This is a genomic window from Ruegeria sp. ANG10, assembly GCF_040705255.1.
Taxonomy (GTDB): domain Bacteria; phylum Pseudomonadota; class Alphaproteobacteria; order Rhodobacterales; family Rhodobacteraceae; genus Ruegeria.
On record NZ_JBFCVU010000008.1, the window covers coordinates 52,106 to 69,015 of the forward strand.

The following is a 16,910-nucleotide window of genomic DNA, read 5'->3' on the forward strand; positions in this document are numbered from 1 at the left end:
GGGCTGACCCCCTCCGTTCGGTCAGACCGGCAAAGCCGGTTCGAAACCGTTTACCCGTGCATCCCCAGCCCATTTGCGATCTTCCAGATCCGCCAGTGATCATGCGGCATGTGGCTCTGAACAAGGCCAAATGGGCGGAAAGCGTCATGCACGGCGTTCGAAAACGCAGGCACGCCGCCAACATTCGGGCTTTCACCTACCCCCTTGGCGCCAATCGGGTGGTGCGGTGACGGGGTGACTGTGTGATCGGTGGTGTAGTTGGGCGTCTCCCATGCGGTCGGCAGGAAGAAGTCCATAAGCGTGCCAGTTTTCACGTTGCCCATCTCATCATAAGCAATTTCCTGGCCCATCGCGATGGCCAGTGCCTCGGTCACGCCACCGTGGACTTGCCCCTCGATAATCATAGGGTTGATCCGCGTGCCGCAATCATCCAGCGCATAGAACTGTCGAACTTCCCATTCACCAGTATCCACATCAATCTCCATGACACAGATATAGGCCCCAAACGGATAAGTCATATTCGGCGGATCATAGTAGCTGACCGCTTCAAGACCCGGCTCTAACCCCGGAATCGCCTGGTTATAGGCGGCATAGGCGATCTCTTTCATCGTCTTGAACCGCTCCGGCGCGCCCTTAACCGCAAAACGATCCACATCCCATTCGACATCGTTGTCGTGGACCTCGAGGAGATAGGCCGCAATCATCTGTGCTTTGGCGCGGATTTTGCGGGCTGCCATCGCCGTTGCAGCACCGGCCACTGGCGTCGACCGAGATCCGTATGTACCAAGCCCATAAGGCGCGGTATCGGTGTCGCCTTCTTCCAAAGTGATGTCATCGGCAGGCAGGCCAATTTCGCTGGCGATGATCTGGGCAAAGGTCGTGGCGTGGCCCTGACCCTGACTGATCGTCCCCAGCCGTGCGATAGCGGATCCGGTCGGGTGGATGCGGATCTCACAGCTGTCGAACATGCCCAATCCAAGAATATCGCAATTCTTCACGGGTCCTGCGCCGACGATTTCGGTAAAATGCGTCAGGCCGATCCCCAGCAGTTTGCGGGTTTTGCCAGCTTTGAAATCCTCAACCCGCTGGGCCTGTTCCGCCCGCAGACCTTCATAGTCGACAGCCTTCAACGCCTTGTCCCAGGCAGTGTGATAATCGCCCGAGTCATACTCCCATCCCAGCGCGGACTGGTATGGGAACTGATCGGCCTTGATGAAGTTGATCCGGCGCAGCTCCGCCGCGTCCATATTCAGCTTAATCGCCAGAACTTCGATCATCCGTTCGATGAAGTAAGCCGCTTCCGTCACCCTGAACGAGCAGCGATAGGCCACGCCGCCCGGAGCCTTGTTGGTATAGACCCCGTCCACAGCCAGATAGGCGGTCGGAATGTCGTAAGACCCGGTGCAGATGTTCATGAACCCGGCCGGGAACTTGGTCGGGTCGGCGCAGGCATCAAAGCCACCATGATCAGCAGTGGTATGACACCACAAGCCGGTGATCTTGCCGTCTTTAGTGGCAGCTATCTTGCCTTGCATCCAATAGTCGCGGGCAAACGCGGTGGACATCAGGTTTTCCATCCGGTTTTCGACCCATTTCACAGGCTGGCCGGTGACGATCGAGGCCACAACCGAACAGACATAGCCCGCATAGGCACCCACCTTATTGCCAAAGCCACCGCCGATATCGGGGCTGATCACCCGGATATTGTGCTCGGCCAGACCCGAGATCAGCGATACAACGGTGCGGATCGCGTGCGGGGCCTGGAACGTGCCATAGAGCGTCAGCTTGCCGGTCACCTTATCCATTGACGCGACACAGCCACAGGTCTCCAACGGGCAAGGATGCGTGCGGTGGTAATAGACCATCTCTTCGGCCACAACATCAGCCTCGCCCAGAACCGCTTCGGTCGCGTCCTTGTCGCCCTGTTCCCAGGTGAAGATATGGTTGTGATGCTTTCGCGGCCCATGTGCGCCTTCGGTCTGGCTAGCGAGGTCTTCGCGCAGAACAACATCTGATTTCAGCGCCTCGAACGGGTCGGTCAGAACGGGCAGCTCTTCATAGTCAACTTCGACCAGCTCGGCCGCATCCGCCGCGATGTAACGGTTTTCGGCGACGACATAGGCAACTTCCTGGCCCTGGAACAGAACCTTGCCATCGGCCAGCACCATTTGCTTGTCGCCCGCCAGCGTCGGCATCCAGTGCAGACCCAACGGTGCGAGGTCTTCGGCAGTCAACACAGCAACAACGCCAGGTATCGCCAACGCAGCCTCTTTGTTCACATTGACGACGCGAGCATGGGCATAGGGAGAGCGGACAAAGGCTCCAAACAGCATCCCGTCCATCTTGATGTCATCGACATAATTGCCCTTGCCTTGGGTAAAGCGCACGTCTTCGACACGTTTGCGGGCACAACCCATCCCTTTGAGGTTGGCGGCGCGTTCTTCGGGGGTCAGAGTCTGGTCGTTCATTCCGCGGCCTCCTTCTGAGCGTTCAGCAAGTCGGCAGATGCCGCGATCGCCTTGACGATGTTCTGATATCCGGTGCAGCGGCACAGGTTGCCGGACATGCCAAAGCGGATGTCTTCCTCGGTCGGGTTTGGATTTTCCTGCAGCAGACGATGTGCGCGGGTGATCATGCCTGGCGTGCAAAAGCCGCATTGAAGCCCATGATGTTCGCGGAACATTTCTTGCAGCACACCAAGGCTGCCATCGTCGTTGGTCAACCCTTCGACGGTGGTGATATCGGCACCGTTCACCTGTGCCACGAAGGTCGTGCAGGATTTGACAGATTTACCATCAATATCCACGGTACAAGCCCCGCAATGGCTGGTCTCGCATCCGATATGCGGGCCGGTGATTTTCAGATCTTCCCGCAGGAAGTGGATGAGTAACGTGCGCGGCTCGGCCAGACCTTCGACCTGTTTGCCGTTCACGGTGAGTTTGACATGCATCTTTGACATTGTTTTTCCTCCCCTCAACCTGCGCGGCTTTGCGCGCGGTCGATGGCACGGCGCAGCATCACGGCGGCCACGTGTTTCTTGAATTCGACGGGGCCGCGGTTGTCGGCCACAGGATCGATCGCGTCGAGCATCGCTGTCACGCAACCCTCGATATCGCCTCCAGCGAGTGCGTTACTGGCCGCTTCGGACCAAATTGGCGTGTCAGCCAGATTGGTCATCGCCACCGAGGCTTGACCGTTTCCGACCATCACCGCCGCCGCCGCCGTGGCATAATCACCGATTTTGCGCTTTTGTTTCTCGTAAGCCTGCCCGACACCCGAACCCGGTACCGGGATCGAAATCCGCGTCAGAATTTCCTCGTCTTCACGGGCGGTGAAATAGGCAGCTTCGTAAAAGTCGCGCGCGGCGACGCTGCGATTGCCGTCCGGGCCAGACAAATCGAATGTTGCGTTTAAACACTGCATCAGACCCGGCATATCATTGCCCGGATCGCCGTTGGCCACGTTGCCACCAACAGTACCGACATAGCGCACCTGAGGGTCAGCGATCTGCAACGCCGCTTCGCGGATCAAAGGAATAGCCGAGGCCAGCCCGTCATGGGTAATCAACTCGTGCTGCGTGACCATGGCACCCAGCGAAACTGTTTCGGCACCGATCTCAATGCCTTTCAACTCGTCAATGGCCTGAAGATCGACAAGATGGCCCATTTCGGCCATGCGCAGCTTCATCATCGGAATCAGACTGTGCCCGCCCGCAAGCACGCGTGCTTCGTCTCCGTATTCCTGCAGAATCCCAATGGCCGAGGCGATGTCGCCTGGCCGGTGATACTCAAAACCGGCTGGTATCATGTTTTTCCTCCCTGGGTCCGAGCGTTTTGCCTTAGGGGACCTGCGGTAAGGAAAGAACGGTAGGATCAGCCTTGCCAGCCAGTGGAAACGGGGCGCGCAGCTTGTTTCACGAGTTGCGAATAGGCTTCATGAACTGCGATCACAGGCCCAGCGCATTGCGGATGTCGTTCAGACGGGATCGGCTTACTGGAATCTTACTCAGCGCATCGACGCCTTCAAAATAGCAGGTGCCATTATCCTTGTGCCGTTCAAAGCCCGAGACGTGTTTTGGGTTCACCAGGTAGCTTCGATGCGCACGCAGGAAACCATCCGGTTTGAGGCGCGTTTCGGCTTCGGTAATCGACCAGGGACAAAAGAGTTTCTCTGATCCCATGTAAAGAACGGTATAGTGCCCTTCGGCCCGGATGGCTGCTATCCGAGCAGGTTCTGCGAAAAAAGTCTGACCTTCACGCTCGAACGGAACACCAGCCCGCAGCACAGTGGGTTCGGGGGCGGCGGGTTCGGGTGCCATGACGGCGGTCTCGGGCTCGATAAAGGTGATCCCAGTCAGAAGAAACGCACCGCAGATCAGGAAAACGGCAACCGTGACCCCCATGGCCAGGACCTGATTGTTCAGCACCGGTCCTGCCCCGCCCGCGTTTTCGCTGGCGACGAAATCAGTCAAGCCAGTGGCGACAAAATGCATGGTGAACACTGCCAGACCAAAGCACACAGTTCCCAGCAGGATGTTGCGTTGGGTTCGGTTGTCATAGGCCACCCAAATCGCCAGAACCGACAGGACTACGGAGGCCAGTGTTGCAATTGCCACGTCCAGCGCGTTGTAGACAGGGCGGCAAAGCTCCATCCCGGCCATCCCGACATAATGCATTACAACTATTCCAAGGCCGACAATGATGCCCGCACCAATGATGGTCTGCATCGTCCGAGGGCGGAAATGCAACAGCAACAGCGCCAGCCCGACCATCAGAATTGCCACCAGCGCAGACATCAGGGTGATCAGCGCGTCATAGTAGAACAGGATCGGCAATTGCAGGCCCAGCATGGCGACGAAATGCATCGACCAAATGCCGCCGCCCAATGTGATCGCCGCCAGCACAACAATAAACTTGCGACGTTGCGGATTCAGTTTGGACGCGCCATGCGTCAGATAAAGGCCGGTGAAGCCAGCCATCAGCGCAACGGCCAACGAGGCTGCCACAAGCCAGGCGTTATGCGAATAGTCCAGCATTTGGGTTTGCACGCCCTCCCCGACGCGAGGTTGACGTTAGCAAACGGATTTGATTGGGACAATTACAGACCGGGACGATATTTTAGCTTTGCGTTTTCCATTATCATCCACAGTCCCAAGTAACCTGCTCGGTTCTGATTATTGAATGACGGCGTTTTCCCAGGCAGAGACAAACTTTTTCCTTTTCAGAACGTCCAAAAACGTAAGCAAGGCCGGGTTTAACCCAATCGCCTCTTGTTCATTTGAAGCATTGCCCGAAGTCAGCAATGGAAGAAACGGCTTGCTATCGGGCGACGCAGGTTCTTCGGTGATCAAATAGCGGACAAATCGTTCTGCTGCCTCGGCTTCTCGGGTTGCTTCCGAGACCATGACAGTGCGCATCATTGTCGTCTGAAAATCAGAGGGAAGAATAACTTCCAAAGCGTCTTTTCCTTCGGTTCGGACGGCTGCGTAGCTGCCCAACACATTATAGGCGACCAAAATTGTTCCATCAGCGAGATCCGTGATCATCTCACCGGAACAGCAGTAAAGCCTGACATCCAATCCACCCATGACTTCCATCAGACGCCAGTAGGTTTCCGAGGCGCGCGCGTCCTGAGTCGCAAACAGGTAGCCCAGACCGGATTGGCGGACATCATAGGTTCCGATCTTTCCGCGAAACTCCTCGGGTCGTTCGCGCAGGGCTTCGATCAGGCCCTGGCGTGTCTGCGGGATAGGCTGCCCCTCAAATGCGGCGCGATTGATGACGATGGTCGCAGGCTCGGACGTGAAGGCAAAAAGGCTGTGGTGCCACTGGGTCCAAGGCGGCACCTGCATATCATCCAATGGCAACGCAAACCCGTCATTTGCAAGTTTCAGCTGCAAGTCCATCGCGCTGGAAACTATGACATCAAAAGCATCAGGCGTGGCACGCACGCGCTTGTCGATATCAGCTGTTCCAGACACCAGATACTCGATGCTAATTGATGGGTTTTGGGCAACGAAGTCTTCGATCAGAGGTGCAAACAAGACCGTGTCCGTGCTTGAGATAACGCGTAGATGTGCGCCTTGCGCACTATCGTTGAAAACCAGGCGGTCTTCCCAATCCTCTGCTGATCCTAAGCTGGGAAAAAGAAACAGGGTTACAAAGATAAGGTAACGCATGCGCCGCCCTCTGTTTGGTTCGTCAGAACAAGTGTGCCGCCATGCGCGGTCGCCACGTCCTGAGCGATGGTCAACCCCAGACCAGACCCAATCGTCCCGGTGGCGTTCTGACCACGTTCAAATCGCCGAGTTAAACTATCAATCTCGTCTGGCGGAAAACCGGGCCCTGAGTCCCTGACCGTGATCCGGGCGTTGGGCACAGCAGTGACTTCGATCTGGACCGTGCTGTCTGAGGGCGCATATTTCAGCGCGTTGTCGACCAAATTACGCACAGCGTTCTGAAGCAGAATGGGATCGCCGGAATAGGGAACTGAGGGATCACCGGTCAATGACAGCGAAAGCTCTTTCATTTCGGCAATCGGGGTCAGACGCTGCACCAGCTCTTGGACCAGACCAACAAGATCGATATCCTCGCGTTCCAGATGATCCGCACGAAACGTGATCATAGCGTGATCCAGCAACTGGCCAGCTGCGCGCGAGCTTTCGTCGATCGCACGCACCATTGCTCGCAAAGCTTCGCGGTTATCTTTGCGCTCAACCCGGTGCAACGTCGCCTCGGCATAGGATCTGACCGTCGCCAACGGCGTGCGCACCCGGTGCGCAGCTTCGGCTATGAAATCTTCGGATTGGCTAAGCGACTGATCCAATCGGCCCATCAGTGAATTCAGCGACGACACCAAGGGTGCCATTTCCCGTGGTACGGGTTTCTTGAAGGGGCTGAGATCCTGCGGACCCCGGCGTGTGACCGAGGTTGTCAGTCTGTTAAGTTGTCCGATTGTCGTCGATGTTACCCAGAACGACAGTACCGTTGTCAGCAGAAAGAAACCCAGACCCAAATAGGCGGCATTGCGCGAAATCTGGTCCATAGTTTCCGCAAGTGCGTCCTGGGTCTGGCCAAGCGCAACCTCAATCTCGGTCTGCCGTCCCAGCCCGACCAGCGTTCGGCTGGCGCTGACCTGACGAACACGCTCACCACGCACCTCTCCAGATCTGAACACCCAGTTATTCTGGGCCGGGCCGCCCGTCAGATGCAGATCCTCGTAACCGGACAGGAATTCTCCATCCTGATAAATGGCATAGAACACCCGATCATCTGACGGCGTGCTGAGCATCGAGAACGCGGCATATGGAATGTCGACTTCCAACACCCCGTCACGAAGAGCCGCTGCATCAAGGATGGATGTGACCGAGGCCTCAAGCAAATTGTCCTGACCTTGCTGGGCCACTTTTGCAGCATAGCTACGGACGGCAAAAAACAGCAGGATTGCAAGAATCGCCGCACCACCGATCAGCGTCAGCATAAGCCGATTTCTTAAAGATCCGGAAACGGTCGGATTAGGCGTCATGATCCAACCTGTATCCCAAACCGCGCAATGTTGTAATTTTCAGGTCCGACTTTTCCAGATGCCTGCGCAACCGGCCGACATAGACTTCGATCGCGTTGTCAGACACGTTGTCGTCGTAGGAAAACAAGCGGTCCGCCAGCTTCTGTTTTGAAAACACATGACCCGGCGCGTTTATGAACAGCTCCATCATACGCAATTCCCGGTTCCGCAATGACACGGCCTCTCCACCAACTGTCAAATGACCTGCCACCGGATCAAACACCACTCCGCCGATCTCGATAGTCGATTTCGCAATTCCTGATTTTCGACGCAGCACTGCGCGGCAGCGAGCCTCAAGCTCGGCATGGTCGAAGGGCTTGGTCACGTAATCGTCGGCCCCAAGATCAAGCGAACCGATTCGATCCGACACCTGGCTACGTGCGGTCAGGACGATCACGGGTGTGTCCAAACGACCCGCCCGATGCCGTTTCAAAAAGTCACGACCATCCCCGTCTGGCAGCATGATGTCCAATAAAATCAGATCATACTCGTCAGTTTCGACGAAAGCGGTTGCATCCTCTAAATTCGCTGCATGATCAATAACATGACCATCCAGACGCATACGAGAACTGATCGCATTCGCGAGGTCTAGATTGTCTTCCACAAGCAGAAATTTCATCAGGCTCGAACAGTATTTTGGCGCGTGACAGGTTGATGTCAGGTTGATGTGTTTTTGTTCCCTCCAATCTGAGCCGCCATGCGGCCGGTTGTCAAACGGGAGGAAAACATGACGACATTGAAACTGGGCCGACGCGCCCTGATCGCAGCCGTGGCTGCAATTGGTCTGACGGGACCAGCTTTGGCCCAAGACCAGGTGGTAGACAGCATTCACTTTCTGATCCCCGGTGGCGCTGGCGGCGGCTGGGACGGAACCGCTCGTGGAACGGGCGAAGCCCTGACCAATGCAGGCCTTGTCGGGACTGCGTCCTACGAAAACATGTCGGGCGGTGGCGGCGGCAAAGCCATTGGCTATCTGATCGAAAACGCCGACAGCAACCACGGCACACTGATGGTGAACTCTACCCCTATCGTGATCCGCTCACTGACCGGCGTGTTCCCGCATAACTTCCGCGACCTGACGCTGGTTTCGGGTACGATCGGTGATTATGCCGCGATCGTCGTGGGCAAGGACAGCCCCATCAACTCGATGGAAGACCTGCTGGCTGCATTTGACGCCGATCCTGCGGGAACGGCGATTGGTGGTGGATCGGTGCCAGGCGGTATGGACCATCTGGTTGCGGCCATGGTGATGGAAGCGGCCGGCAAAGACGCGTTGGCCGTAAAATACATCCCCTATGATGCGGGTGGTAAAGCCATGGCAGCCCTGCTGTCGGGTGAAATCGCAGCGCTGTCGACCGGCTTCTCGGAAGCCGTAGACCTGGCAAATGCGGGCGAGGTTAAGATTATCGGCGTAACGGCGGAAGAACGCGTAGACGCCGCGCCTGATGCCATGACCATGAAGGAACAGGGCATCGACACAACCTTTGTAAACTGGCGTGGTTTCTTTGCGGCCCCTGGCCTGCCCGAAGACAAGCTGGCCGTTTATCAGGACGCCATCGCCAAGATGTACGACACACCGGAATGGGAAGAAGTTCGCGCCCGCAACGGTTGGGTGAACATCCATAACTCGGGCGATGACTTCCAGTCGTTCCTGGAACAGCAGGAACAGCAGATCGGCGATCTGATGAAAAAGCTGGGCTTCCTCTAATAGTAGATATGTCAGGGCGGTTCGCCGCCCTGACATCCCCAACCACAACAAAAAAAGGAGGGGGTATAATGGCGTTGGATCGCTGGATCGCGCTCGTTCTTCTGGGTGTATGTTTAACGTATGGCTACGCCGCCTGGTTCACGATGGACGGAAGCCTTCCCCCTTTTATGCAACGTAACCCTATCTGGCCAAGCACCTTCCCAAAAGTGCTGTCCATTCTGGGTATCGTAACAACGACAATCATTTTGCTGGGCTTTGAAAAGTCTGAGCCGAAAGAAGCAGATATCGATTACCGGCGGTTGGGCGAGTACCACCTGGATCAGGCGCTGATGCTGCTGGCCTTGATGGTCATCTACGCCCTGTGCCTGCGTCCCGTGGGCTTTCTGATTTCAACCTCGGCTTTCCTGATCCTCGGGTCCTTTATTCTGGGTGAGCGCAAGTGGCACATCATGTTGCCCGTCGCGTTCATTGCCACGGGTTCCGTCTGGTATCTGGTTCAGGAAGTTCTTGGCATCTACATGCGCCCCCTGCCGGGCATTTTCGGAGGCTGACATGCTTGAAGGACTTCTGATCGGCCTGCAAACGGCATTCTCAATCCAAAACCTTCTGATGGTCGTCGCGGGCTGCTTGATCGGCACGTTCATCGGAATGCTGCCCGGCCTCGGACCGATGTCGATCATTGCCATCATGATCCCGGTCGCCATCTCGATGGGGGATCCTTCGGCTGCTTTGATCCTGCTGGCCGGGGTGTATTACGGCGCGATCTTTGGCGGCTCGACCTCATCCATCCTGCTGAATGCGCCGGGGGTCGCCGGAACGGTTGCCTCCAGCTTTGATGGCTATCCCATGGCGCGCCAGGGCAAGGCCGGAAAAGCCCTGACAGTCGCCGCGATCGCCAGTTTCGCCGGCGGCACGATGGGCGCTATCCTTCTTATGGTGTTTGCCCCTGCGCTGTCCTCGGTCGCGCTGTTATTCCATTCGGCTGAGTATTTCGCGCTGATGGTCGTGGGCCTTTCAGCCATTGCGGCGTTTGCGGGCAGTGGCCAAGTTGCCAAAGCGGTCATCATGACGGTGCTTGGGCTTATCATGGCGACTGTAGGCGAAGGCGCGTTGTTCAATCTGCCGCGCTTCACCATGGGGATTATGGATCTGCAATCCGGATTCGGCTTCATCACCCTCGCCATGGCTATGTTTGCTTTGCCCGAAGCCCTGTTTCTGGTCCTCAAGCCAAAAGACCTGAAGGGTGATGACGGTGAAATCAAGGATCTGCGCATCACCAAGGACGAAGCCAAGGCCATAGCACCTGTGGTAGGACGGCAATCCGTGCAAGGATTCTTTATCGGTGTCCTACCCGGCGCAGGAGCGACAATCGCCAGCTTCCTTGGCTACGCGGTCGAACGCAACATCGCGCCGAAAGAAGAGCAAGAGGAATTTGGTAAAGGCTCGATCAAAGGTTTGGCTGCGCCCGAAACGGCAAACAACGCGGCCTGTACCGGATCTTTTGTTCCATTGCTGACATTGGGTATTCCGGGATCGGGCACCACGGCGATCCTGCTGGGGGCTTTGATTGCCCTGAACGTGACACCCGGCCCGCGCCTTATGATTGATGAGCCGCAGATCTTCTGGGCCGTCATCATGTCGATGTTCATCGGCAACCTGGTTCTGCTGATCCTGAACCTGCCGCTGATCCCCTATATCGCCAAGGTGCTGTCCGTTCCGCGCAACTATCTGATCCCGTTCATTTTGTTCTTCACGCTGATGGGGGCCTATATCGGGCAGAACAATGCCACTGAACTGCTAATACTGGTCGGCTTTGGTATCTGCGCCACAGCACTGAAATTTGCCGACTACCCACTGGCACCGTTGCTGATCGGGTTCATCCTTGGCGGCATGATGGAAGACAACTTCGCCCGCTCGATGCAGCTTTATGATGGGATCGCTTTCATCTGGGAACGTCCTATGACGCTGGGCCTGCTCGTTATCGCAGCACTGCTGGTGCTGCTCCCCAGCTATCGTGCGCGTCGTTCGCGGGCACGGGCAGCCGGGGTTGCTGATGGCGACTGAGCCCCTTGCAGGTATTCGGGTTCTTGACCTGACAAATGTTCTGGCGGGTCCGTATTGCTGCTATCAGCTGGCACTGATGGGGGCCGATGTGATCAAGGTTGAACGCCCCAACGGCGGTGATCTGGCCCGCGTGCTGGGCGCTGACCCCGACAGGAACAAGGCGGGTATGGGCATCAGCTTCCTTGCCCAAAATGCCGACAAAAAATCCGTGACCTTGGACATGAAATCCACCAAGGGCAAAGCGCTGCTGAAACGCTTGGCGCGTACAGCGGACGTTCTGGTGGAAAACTTCCGGCCCGGGGTCATGGATCGCCTGGGGCTGGGGTATGAGGTTCTGCGCGCCGAGAACACAAATCTGATCTACTGCGCGATTAGCGGGTTTGGCCAGGACGGTCCCCGCCGAAAAGACCCGGCCTATGATCAGATCGTTCAGGGCCTCAGCGGTGTCATGTCAATAACTGGTGCCGCTGATACGGCACCGTACCGTGTAGGATACCCTCTTGCTGATACCGTCGGAGGTTTGACAGCTGCCTTCGCCATTAGCGCGGCATTGAACGCGAACTCTCGCGGTGCGTTTCTGGATATCGCGATGTCCGAGGCAGTCATATCGACCATGGGCTGGGTGGTGTCGAATTTTCTGGTCGGCGGCGTCACACCCGGCGCGCATGGCAACGAAAACACCACATCCGCGCCATCTGGTACGTTTGCCACTGCAGACAACCCAATCAATATCGCCGCGAACAGGGATGAACAATGGCAGGCCCTTGCCCGTCACCTCGGGCGAGAGGATTTGCTGGACAATTCCGACTATACATCCCGCGAAGACCGTAAAAGAAACCGCCATGCCCTTCGGAACGAGCTGGAAAAAACGCTGCGGAAACGGTCAGCCAATGAATGGGTCGGCGAGCTGAACGCATTGGGCGTTCCGGCTGGGCAAGTGCTGACAGTGCCACAGGCCCTGTCCGATGACCAACTTGCGGGACGAGGATTGATTGGATCCCTATCCGTTCAGGGTGAGGAGTTGAAACTGACTGGCAGCCCCGTCGTGATGGATGGACAGCGCAAGATGCCTCAAGCCTCTCCGCCAGAGCTTGGTGCGGACAATACTCTAGTTTGGTCAGAGCTTGGCCTGTCCACCACCGAAATCGATACGTTGATGAAAGAGGGTGTCATATGAGTGATGTGGCAGATTGGTGGAGCACCGCCATCATCGACATGGAACCCGGACGTATTGATCTGCGCGGAGAGCCAATTCAGGACCTCATTGGCAATCTCAGCTTCGCGGAAATGATCTGGTTCATGGTGCGTGGAGACAAGCCGTCACCGGCGCAGCTGAAGCTGTTCGAAGCCGCGTTGGTCGCCGCTGTGGATCACGGACCGCAGGCCCCGTCTATTGCCACGGCACGAATGGCAGTGACCTGCGGCTTGCCTTTGAACAACGCCATGGCCAGTGCGGTGAATATGCTGGGCGACATCCATGGCGGTGCAGGAGAGCAGGCCGTAACCCTTTACCATTTCGCTGCCTCGCACACATCCAATCTCGAGGTTGCGATGGACGAATGGATCGCTTTGAACGGGAAAATTTTGCCTGGGTTTGGCCACCGGTTTCACACGCCAACGGATCCACGTGCGCCTCGTTTGATGGCATTGGTGGACGAGGCGATTGCTAATGAGGCTTGTGACGGGCGCTTCAAGGCCGTCGCGCGAGAAATTGAGGCAGAACTGGCCCGCCGCAAAGGTAAACCGGTCCCAATGAACATCGACGGTGCCACCGCAGTGATTTATGCGGAGCTCGGCTTCGCTGCGCCTCTTGCTCGGGGCTTATTCTGTCTGTCCCGTTCAGTTGGCATTCTTGCGCACGCGTGGGAGCAAACACAACAGGGCGGGCGAAACAAAGGCCCAACGCCACCTAAGTACCGTTGGACGTACTTGGATGCCGAAACACAAGGCAGCGTTGACCAGTAAACACTTACGGCTGAGTTAACTCATACACAGGTTTGCAGAACCCGCTTGTCAAACCTGCTTTTCCACCACGGGTTCGACATCGGGCCGCACGGGTTCAACGTCAGGGCGGACAGGTTCGGCCTCCATCTCGATGATCTCGGGGGCCTCGGCCTCTTGGACCTCTTCCTGTTCCGGCTCGGCTTCGGGCTCAGGTTCCGGCTCGACTTTGTCCTCAAGCGCGCCGACGATCAGCGGCAGCATATGCACACCGGTGGCCGTGGCGATTTCGGGCGTTTGCGGGGTCTGCCAGCTGAGGGTGTCAAAGCTGCCGCAGTTCTGGCACACCGGTCCCCATTCGGGCTGAATGTCGTGGCAATTGTCACAGACCCATTGCGGCCCGCGCGGCGCGTTCAGCGCCTTGGCCAGCCAACCCTGCACCACCGCGTCCGAGGACCCTTCACCCCGTTCTATCGCTGCCATCAGGGTGTAGGCCCGCGCATCGGCCTGTTTTTCCACCACATCGCCCAGCGCGCGGCGGGCTTCGGGGAAGTCCTCGGCCACGATGTTCAACTCGGCCAGGATCAGGCGGGTCTCCAGATCCTCGGGGTGGATACGGGTCAGGGCGGCAAAACGGGTAATCCGCGCCGTCGGTGTTTCATCCGGTGCAATCTCGGCAAAGGCATGGGCCAGATCGGGATGCGGCTGTACCTCCCACGCTTTTTTCAGGATCTTGGTCGCAGCACGTGGTTTGCCCTTTTCGATATAGGCACGCGCGGCCATCGCGGCGGCAGGCACCAGATCGGGCGACAGGCGGTTGGCCTCGATCGCGTGTTCCTGTTGTTCGACCGTGGCGCTGTCATCCAGAATGTCCTTGGCCTCAGACAGGGCCAGCACCGCATCGCGGCGCTTGAACACGTCGCGCGGCAAGTGGCCAGCCTTCAGCTTGGCGGTCAGGGTTGATCGCGCACCGACCCAGTCCTGAGATTTGGTCTGCAGACCCAACAGAATATCTTGGGTTTCAGCGTGGCGCGGTTTGATCGCCAACGCCTTTTCAGCCAGCTTGCGGGCGGTGTCATCATCCCCCTCGGCCAGTTTCTGTTTCATGATGCCGCGCACACCAACAAAGCGGGTGGCGTTGTTAGTGACCAGTTTCTTGTAGGTCTCTGACGCCTTTTTCGTGTCGCCATTCATTTCGGCGGCCTGTGCCACCAGCAGATTGGTCAGTTCCGGTTTGTTCAGCAGTTTTTCGGCCTTGGCAGCCTTGTTCATCGCCACGCGCCCCTCACCCGAGGCCAAGGCCATCAACCCATCGGCCAGCGCCTGATAACCGCGCTTTTCGCGGCTGCGGTCGAAATAGCGCGACAGGGCAGTTTCGTCGCCATTGAGGAAATGCAGCGTGGCGATCAGCAGGGTCAGCAGCTTGAATAACACCCAGATCGCCACCACCAGCACGCCCAGCGCGATCACCGATTGCAGCGGCCCCAACGTGAATTCGGTGCCCGCAACGGTGATCTGCACGCCACCACTGGTTTCCATCAGGAACATGGCGCCCATGGCCAGCAGGCCGATAATCGCTACAAAAACAAGGATCTTTAACAATGACCACAGCATGGCAGGTCCTTCAGTTCGAGTTTACGCTGGATTGCAGCGCATTTACGGCGTCCACGGCAGCCACACGTGTCTGGGCCGCCTGTTCCCAATCGGACAACGCGGCCTGCGCCGTGTCGGGCAGAGATTTCAGTTCGCTTAGCGCGGTGGCGATATCTCCTTGGGACAGGGCCGCCTGCGCCCGAGACAGGATCGCGTCCGGACTGTCGCCCTCTTGCGGCGTTACCGACCGCGCGCCGGTTTGACGTTGCAGAAAGGCGACCAGCCCGGTGGTCTTGTCAGCGTCACGGGCATCGGCCAGTGCATTGCGGGCTGCGGGCTCAAAGGACTCGCGCAATGCGGCAAGGGTTGCAACGCCTTCTGTGGACGGTTTTGACAGTGCCTCTGGCACGCTCACGCCACCTGCCGTCAATTGTTCTACCAGGTCGTTATAAGGCTGGCCTGCCTCTAACTGCCCATGCACCTGAGATAGAACCGCAGCATTGGTCGCAGCTTGCGCCTTAACCGCAGCCTGCGCTTCAAGCGCTTGTGCATCCGAGACCATTTTCTCGACCTCAGCCCGCTGCGCGGTCAGCGAGTCCTGCAGTTTCTTCAGTTCGGCCTCAAAGGCGGCCGAAACCTCGGGCGAGGCGCCTTGCGTCAGGGCGCCGCTTTCAAGATCGTTCAGACGGCTGGCCAAGGGGTCAACCTTGCCTGCCAGCCCATCCAGGCTGGATTTCAACGCCGCCAGATCCGTACTGAGCGGCGTGACCTGATCAGTCAGAGCCACGATTTTGCTGTCTACGTCCGAACTGCCCGACTGGGATTCGGATAGGGATTTCGTCAGCGCCTCAATCTGGCTGGCCTGGTCGCTCAACTTCGATTCAAGGGCTGTCAGCGCGTCAGACTGGCCCGAATTGAACATGCCCGCACTGCCGGCGGCAAAGCCAATCGCTGCGGCGATCGCACCACCGATCAGGGCCGGGACAAAGCCGCCTCGCTTTTCTTCTTTGTGCGCCGCGGGCTCAGCGTGGGTCGGTTCCACGGCCATTTCGGCTTCGGCTTCGGCTTCGGCTTCGGCTTCGGAAAAGCCCTCTTCTACCGGCCCGGCCGCGTCAACAGGAGCTTGTTCCTCGGCAATTGTGGATTCGACCGCTTCGTCCGACTTGGGGTCTTCCACTGGCTTTTGATCGGTTTTCTTCTTACGAGCCACCGCAACATTCCCCTTATCGAATCCAAAATCATATGAATAACAGGCCACTCTAAGTTAATCGGTGGTCTCGCTACCCTCAACCCGCATCGCATGTTTCACAAGTTTTTTAACCGCTTTCCGCATTTTCTTCGGGGTTGGCGCTTTGGCGACCCTTAGATGTGCATAGTCCAAAGAATAAAGGGGTTCCGCAGTCGCTTCGCTGATCGAGGCCAGCCACAGGGGCGCTGAACCCGCCCAGATATCGGCAAATTGTCGCGCCGTCCGGGGCGAAAATAACGGCGCGATGACCGGCTCTTTGCCATCGGTGGCGGCTGCGGCCTCGGGTGTCAGCGGTAACAGGCGCTGCTCATAGACGGCCTGTTCGCGTACGGTCAGTCCCGACTCGGTCAGGCGGGTGGCGACATTGCCCCGGCTATGTTCACCGCGCAAATGCAAAAGCGGGCTGTCGGGCCGGTGTTTCAGCAGATAGGCCACCAGTTCTTCGGCAGTTGCGCCAACCATCTGCGCGTTCCACCCAGCACTTTGGGCCGTTCCGGTGGTGGCAGGGCCGACGCAAAAGGCGGGCATGTCCCGCGATAGACCTAGGGATACGGCAGCATTCACCCCATTGGCCGAGGTGAAAATTAGCCCCCGCACACCACTGGTGTCGACATTGATCGGCAAGGGGTTGATTTCGAGTAGCGGGGAATAGATGACCTTGACCCGGGATCTGGTGCGGGCCGGCAGCTGCGCGACAAACCGTTCTGAGGCGGCGCGCGGGCGGGTCATCAACAAATACAACGGTCGGCGCCTTCCGCCTTGGGATTGTTTGCATCCGCGCAGGGTGATACC

Annotated in this window: 15 protein-coding genes; 5 read left to right on the forward strand and 10 right to left on the reverse strand. The window is 57.7% G+C overall.

The genetic code is table 11. From position 1 onward, the window contains the following. Nucleotides 1-50: 50 nt before the first annotated feature. The 7 genes from AB1A64_RS16140 to AB1A64_RS16170 form a co-directional block, all read right to left on the reverse strand. Nucleotides 51-2,468, reverse strand: a complete 2,418-nt coding sequence (locus tag AB1A64_RS16140; protein WP_366552352.1) for an aerobic carbon-monoxide dehydrogenase large subunit — start codon at nt 2,466-2,468, stop codon at nt 51-53. Continuing rightward, nucleotides 2,465-2,959 carry a (2Fe-2S)-binding protein gene (locus AB1A64_RS16145; protein ID WP_366552353.1) on the reverse strand — a complete coding sequence of 165 codons (495 nt, stop codon included), beginning with the start codon at nt 2,957-2,959 and terminating at the stop codon, nt 2,465-2,467. Before AB1A64_RS16145 ends, AB1A64_RS16140 begins: the two co-directional genes overlap by 4 nt. Nucleotides 2,960-2,973: 14 nt before the next feature. Next, nucleotides 2,974-3,807 carry a xanthine dehydrogenase family protein subunit M gene (locus AB1A64_RS16150; protein WP_366552354.1) on the reverse strand — a complete coding sequence of 278 codons (834 nt, stop codon included), beginning with the start codon at nt 3,805-3,807 and terminating at the stop codon, nt 2,974-2,976. Nucleotides 3,808-3,946: 139 nt separating this feature from the next. Then, entirely contained in the window at nt 3,947-5,035 is a 1,089-nt protein-coding gene (locus AB1A64_RS16155) for an MHYT domain-containing protein (RefSeq protein WP_366552355.1), read from the reverse strand. 138 nt (nt 5,036-5,173) lie between these two features. Further along, on the reverse strand, nt 5,174-6,178 hold the full coding sequence (locus AB1A64_RS16160; protein WP_366552356.1) for an extracellular solute-binding protein: 1,005 nt from the start codon (nt 6,176-6,178) through the stop codon (nt 5,174-5,176). Continuing rightward, nucleotides 6,157-7,524 carry a sensor histidine kinase gene (locus AB1A64_RS16165; RefSeq protein ID WP_366552357.1) on the reverse strand — a complete coding sequence of 456 codons (1,368 nt, stop codon included), beginning with the start codon at nt 7,522-7,524 and terminating at the stop codon, nt 6,157-6,159. Before AB1A64_RS16165 ends, AB1A64_RS16160 begins: the two co-directional genes overlap by 22 nt. Then, a complete protein-coding gene (locus AB1A64_RS16170) occupies nt 7,514-8,182 on the reverse strand; it encodes a response regulator transcription factor (RefSeq protein ID WP_366552358.1) in 669 nt (222 codons plus the stop codon). The genes AB1A64_RS16165 and AB1A64_RS16170 overlap by 11 nt, the downstream gene beginning before the upstream one ends. 108 nt (nt 8,183-8,290) lie before the next feature. Here AB1A64_RS16170 and AB1A64_RS16175 point away from each other — a divergent pair, with 108 nt between their 5' ends. From AB1A64_RS16175 to AB1A64_RS16195, 5 genes are all read left to right on the forward strand, one after another. Continuing rightward, nucleotides 8,291-9,271 (forward strand): tripartite tricarboxylate transporter substrate-binding protein, encoded by a 981-nt coding sequence (locus AB1A64_RS16175; RefSeq protein WP_366552359.1) that lies wholly within the window; start codon nt 8,291-8,293, stop codon nt 9,269-9,271. A gap of 68 nt (nt 9,272-9,339) precedes the next feature. Continuing rightward, nucleotides 9,340-9,822, forward strand: coding sequence for a tripartite tricarboxylate transporter TctB family protein (locus tag AB1A64_RS16180; protein ID WP_170515300.1), 483 nt, complete (start codon nt 9,340-9,342; stop codon nt 9,820-9,822). A 1-nt stretch (nt 9,823) separates the two neighbouring features. Beyond that, on the forward strand, nt 9,824-11,335 hold the full coding sequence (locus AB1A64_RS16185) for a tripartite tricarboxylate transporter permease (protein WP_170396920.1): 1,512 nt from the start codon (nt 9,824-9,826) through the stop codon (nt 11,333-11,335). Then, a complete protein-coding gene (locus AB1A64_RS16190) occupies nt 11,325-12,512 on the forward strand; it encodes a CoA transferase (protein ID WP_366552360.1) in 1,188 nt (395 codons plus the stop codon). The genes AB1A64_RS16185 and AB1A64_RS16190 overlap by 11 nt, the downstream gene beginning before the upstream one ends. Continuing rightward, entirely contained in the window at nt 12,509-13,300 is a 792-nt protein-coding gene (locus AB1A64_RS16195) for a citryl-CoA lyase (protein WP_366552361.1), read from the forward strand. Before AB1A64_RS16190 ends, AB1A64_RS16195 begins: the two co-directional genes overlap by 4 nt. Nucleotides 13,301-13,348: 48 nt before the next feature. Here AB1A64_RS16195 and AB1A64_RS16200 read toward each other — a convergent pair whose 3' ends face one another. From AB1A64_RS16200 to AB1A64_RS16210, 3 genes are read right to left on the reverse strand one after another with little or no spacing between them, the layout of a single operon-like run. Next, nucleotides 13,349-14,890, reverse strand: a complete 1,542-nt coding sequence (locus AB1A64_RS16200; RefSeq protein ID WP_366552362.1) for a heme biosynthesis HemY N-terminal domain-containing protein — start codon at nt 14,888-14,890, stop codon at nt 13,349-13,351. A 10-nt stretch (nt 14,891-14,900) separates the two neighbouring features. Further along, nucleotides 14,901-16,079, reverse strand: coding sequence for a hypothetical protein (locus AB1A64_RS16205; RefSeq protein ID WP_366552363.1), 1,179 nt, complete (start codon nt 16,077-16,079; stop codon nt 14,901-14,903). A 54-nt stretch (nt 16,080-16,133) separates the two neighbouring features. Then, nucleotides 16,134-16,847, reverse strand: coding sequence for a uroporphyrinogen-III synthase (locus tag AB1A64_RS16210; protein ID WP_366552364.1), 714 nt, complete (start codon nt 16,845-16,847; stop codon nt 16,134-16,136). Nucleotides 16,848-16,910 lie beyond the last annotated feature (63 nt).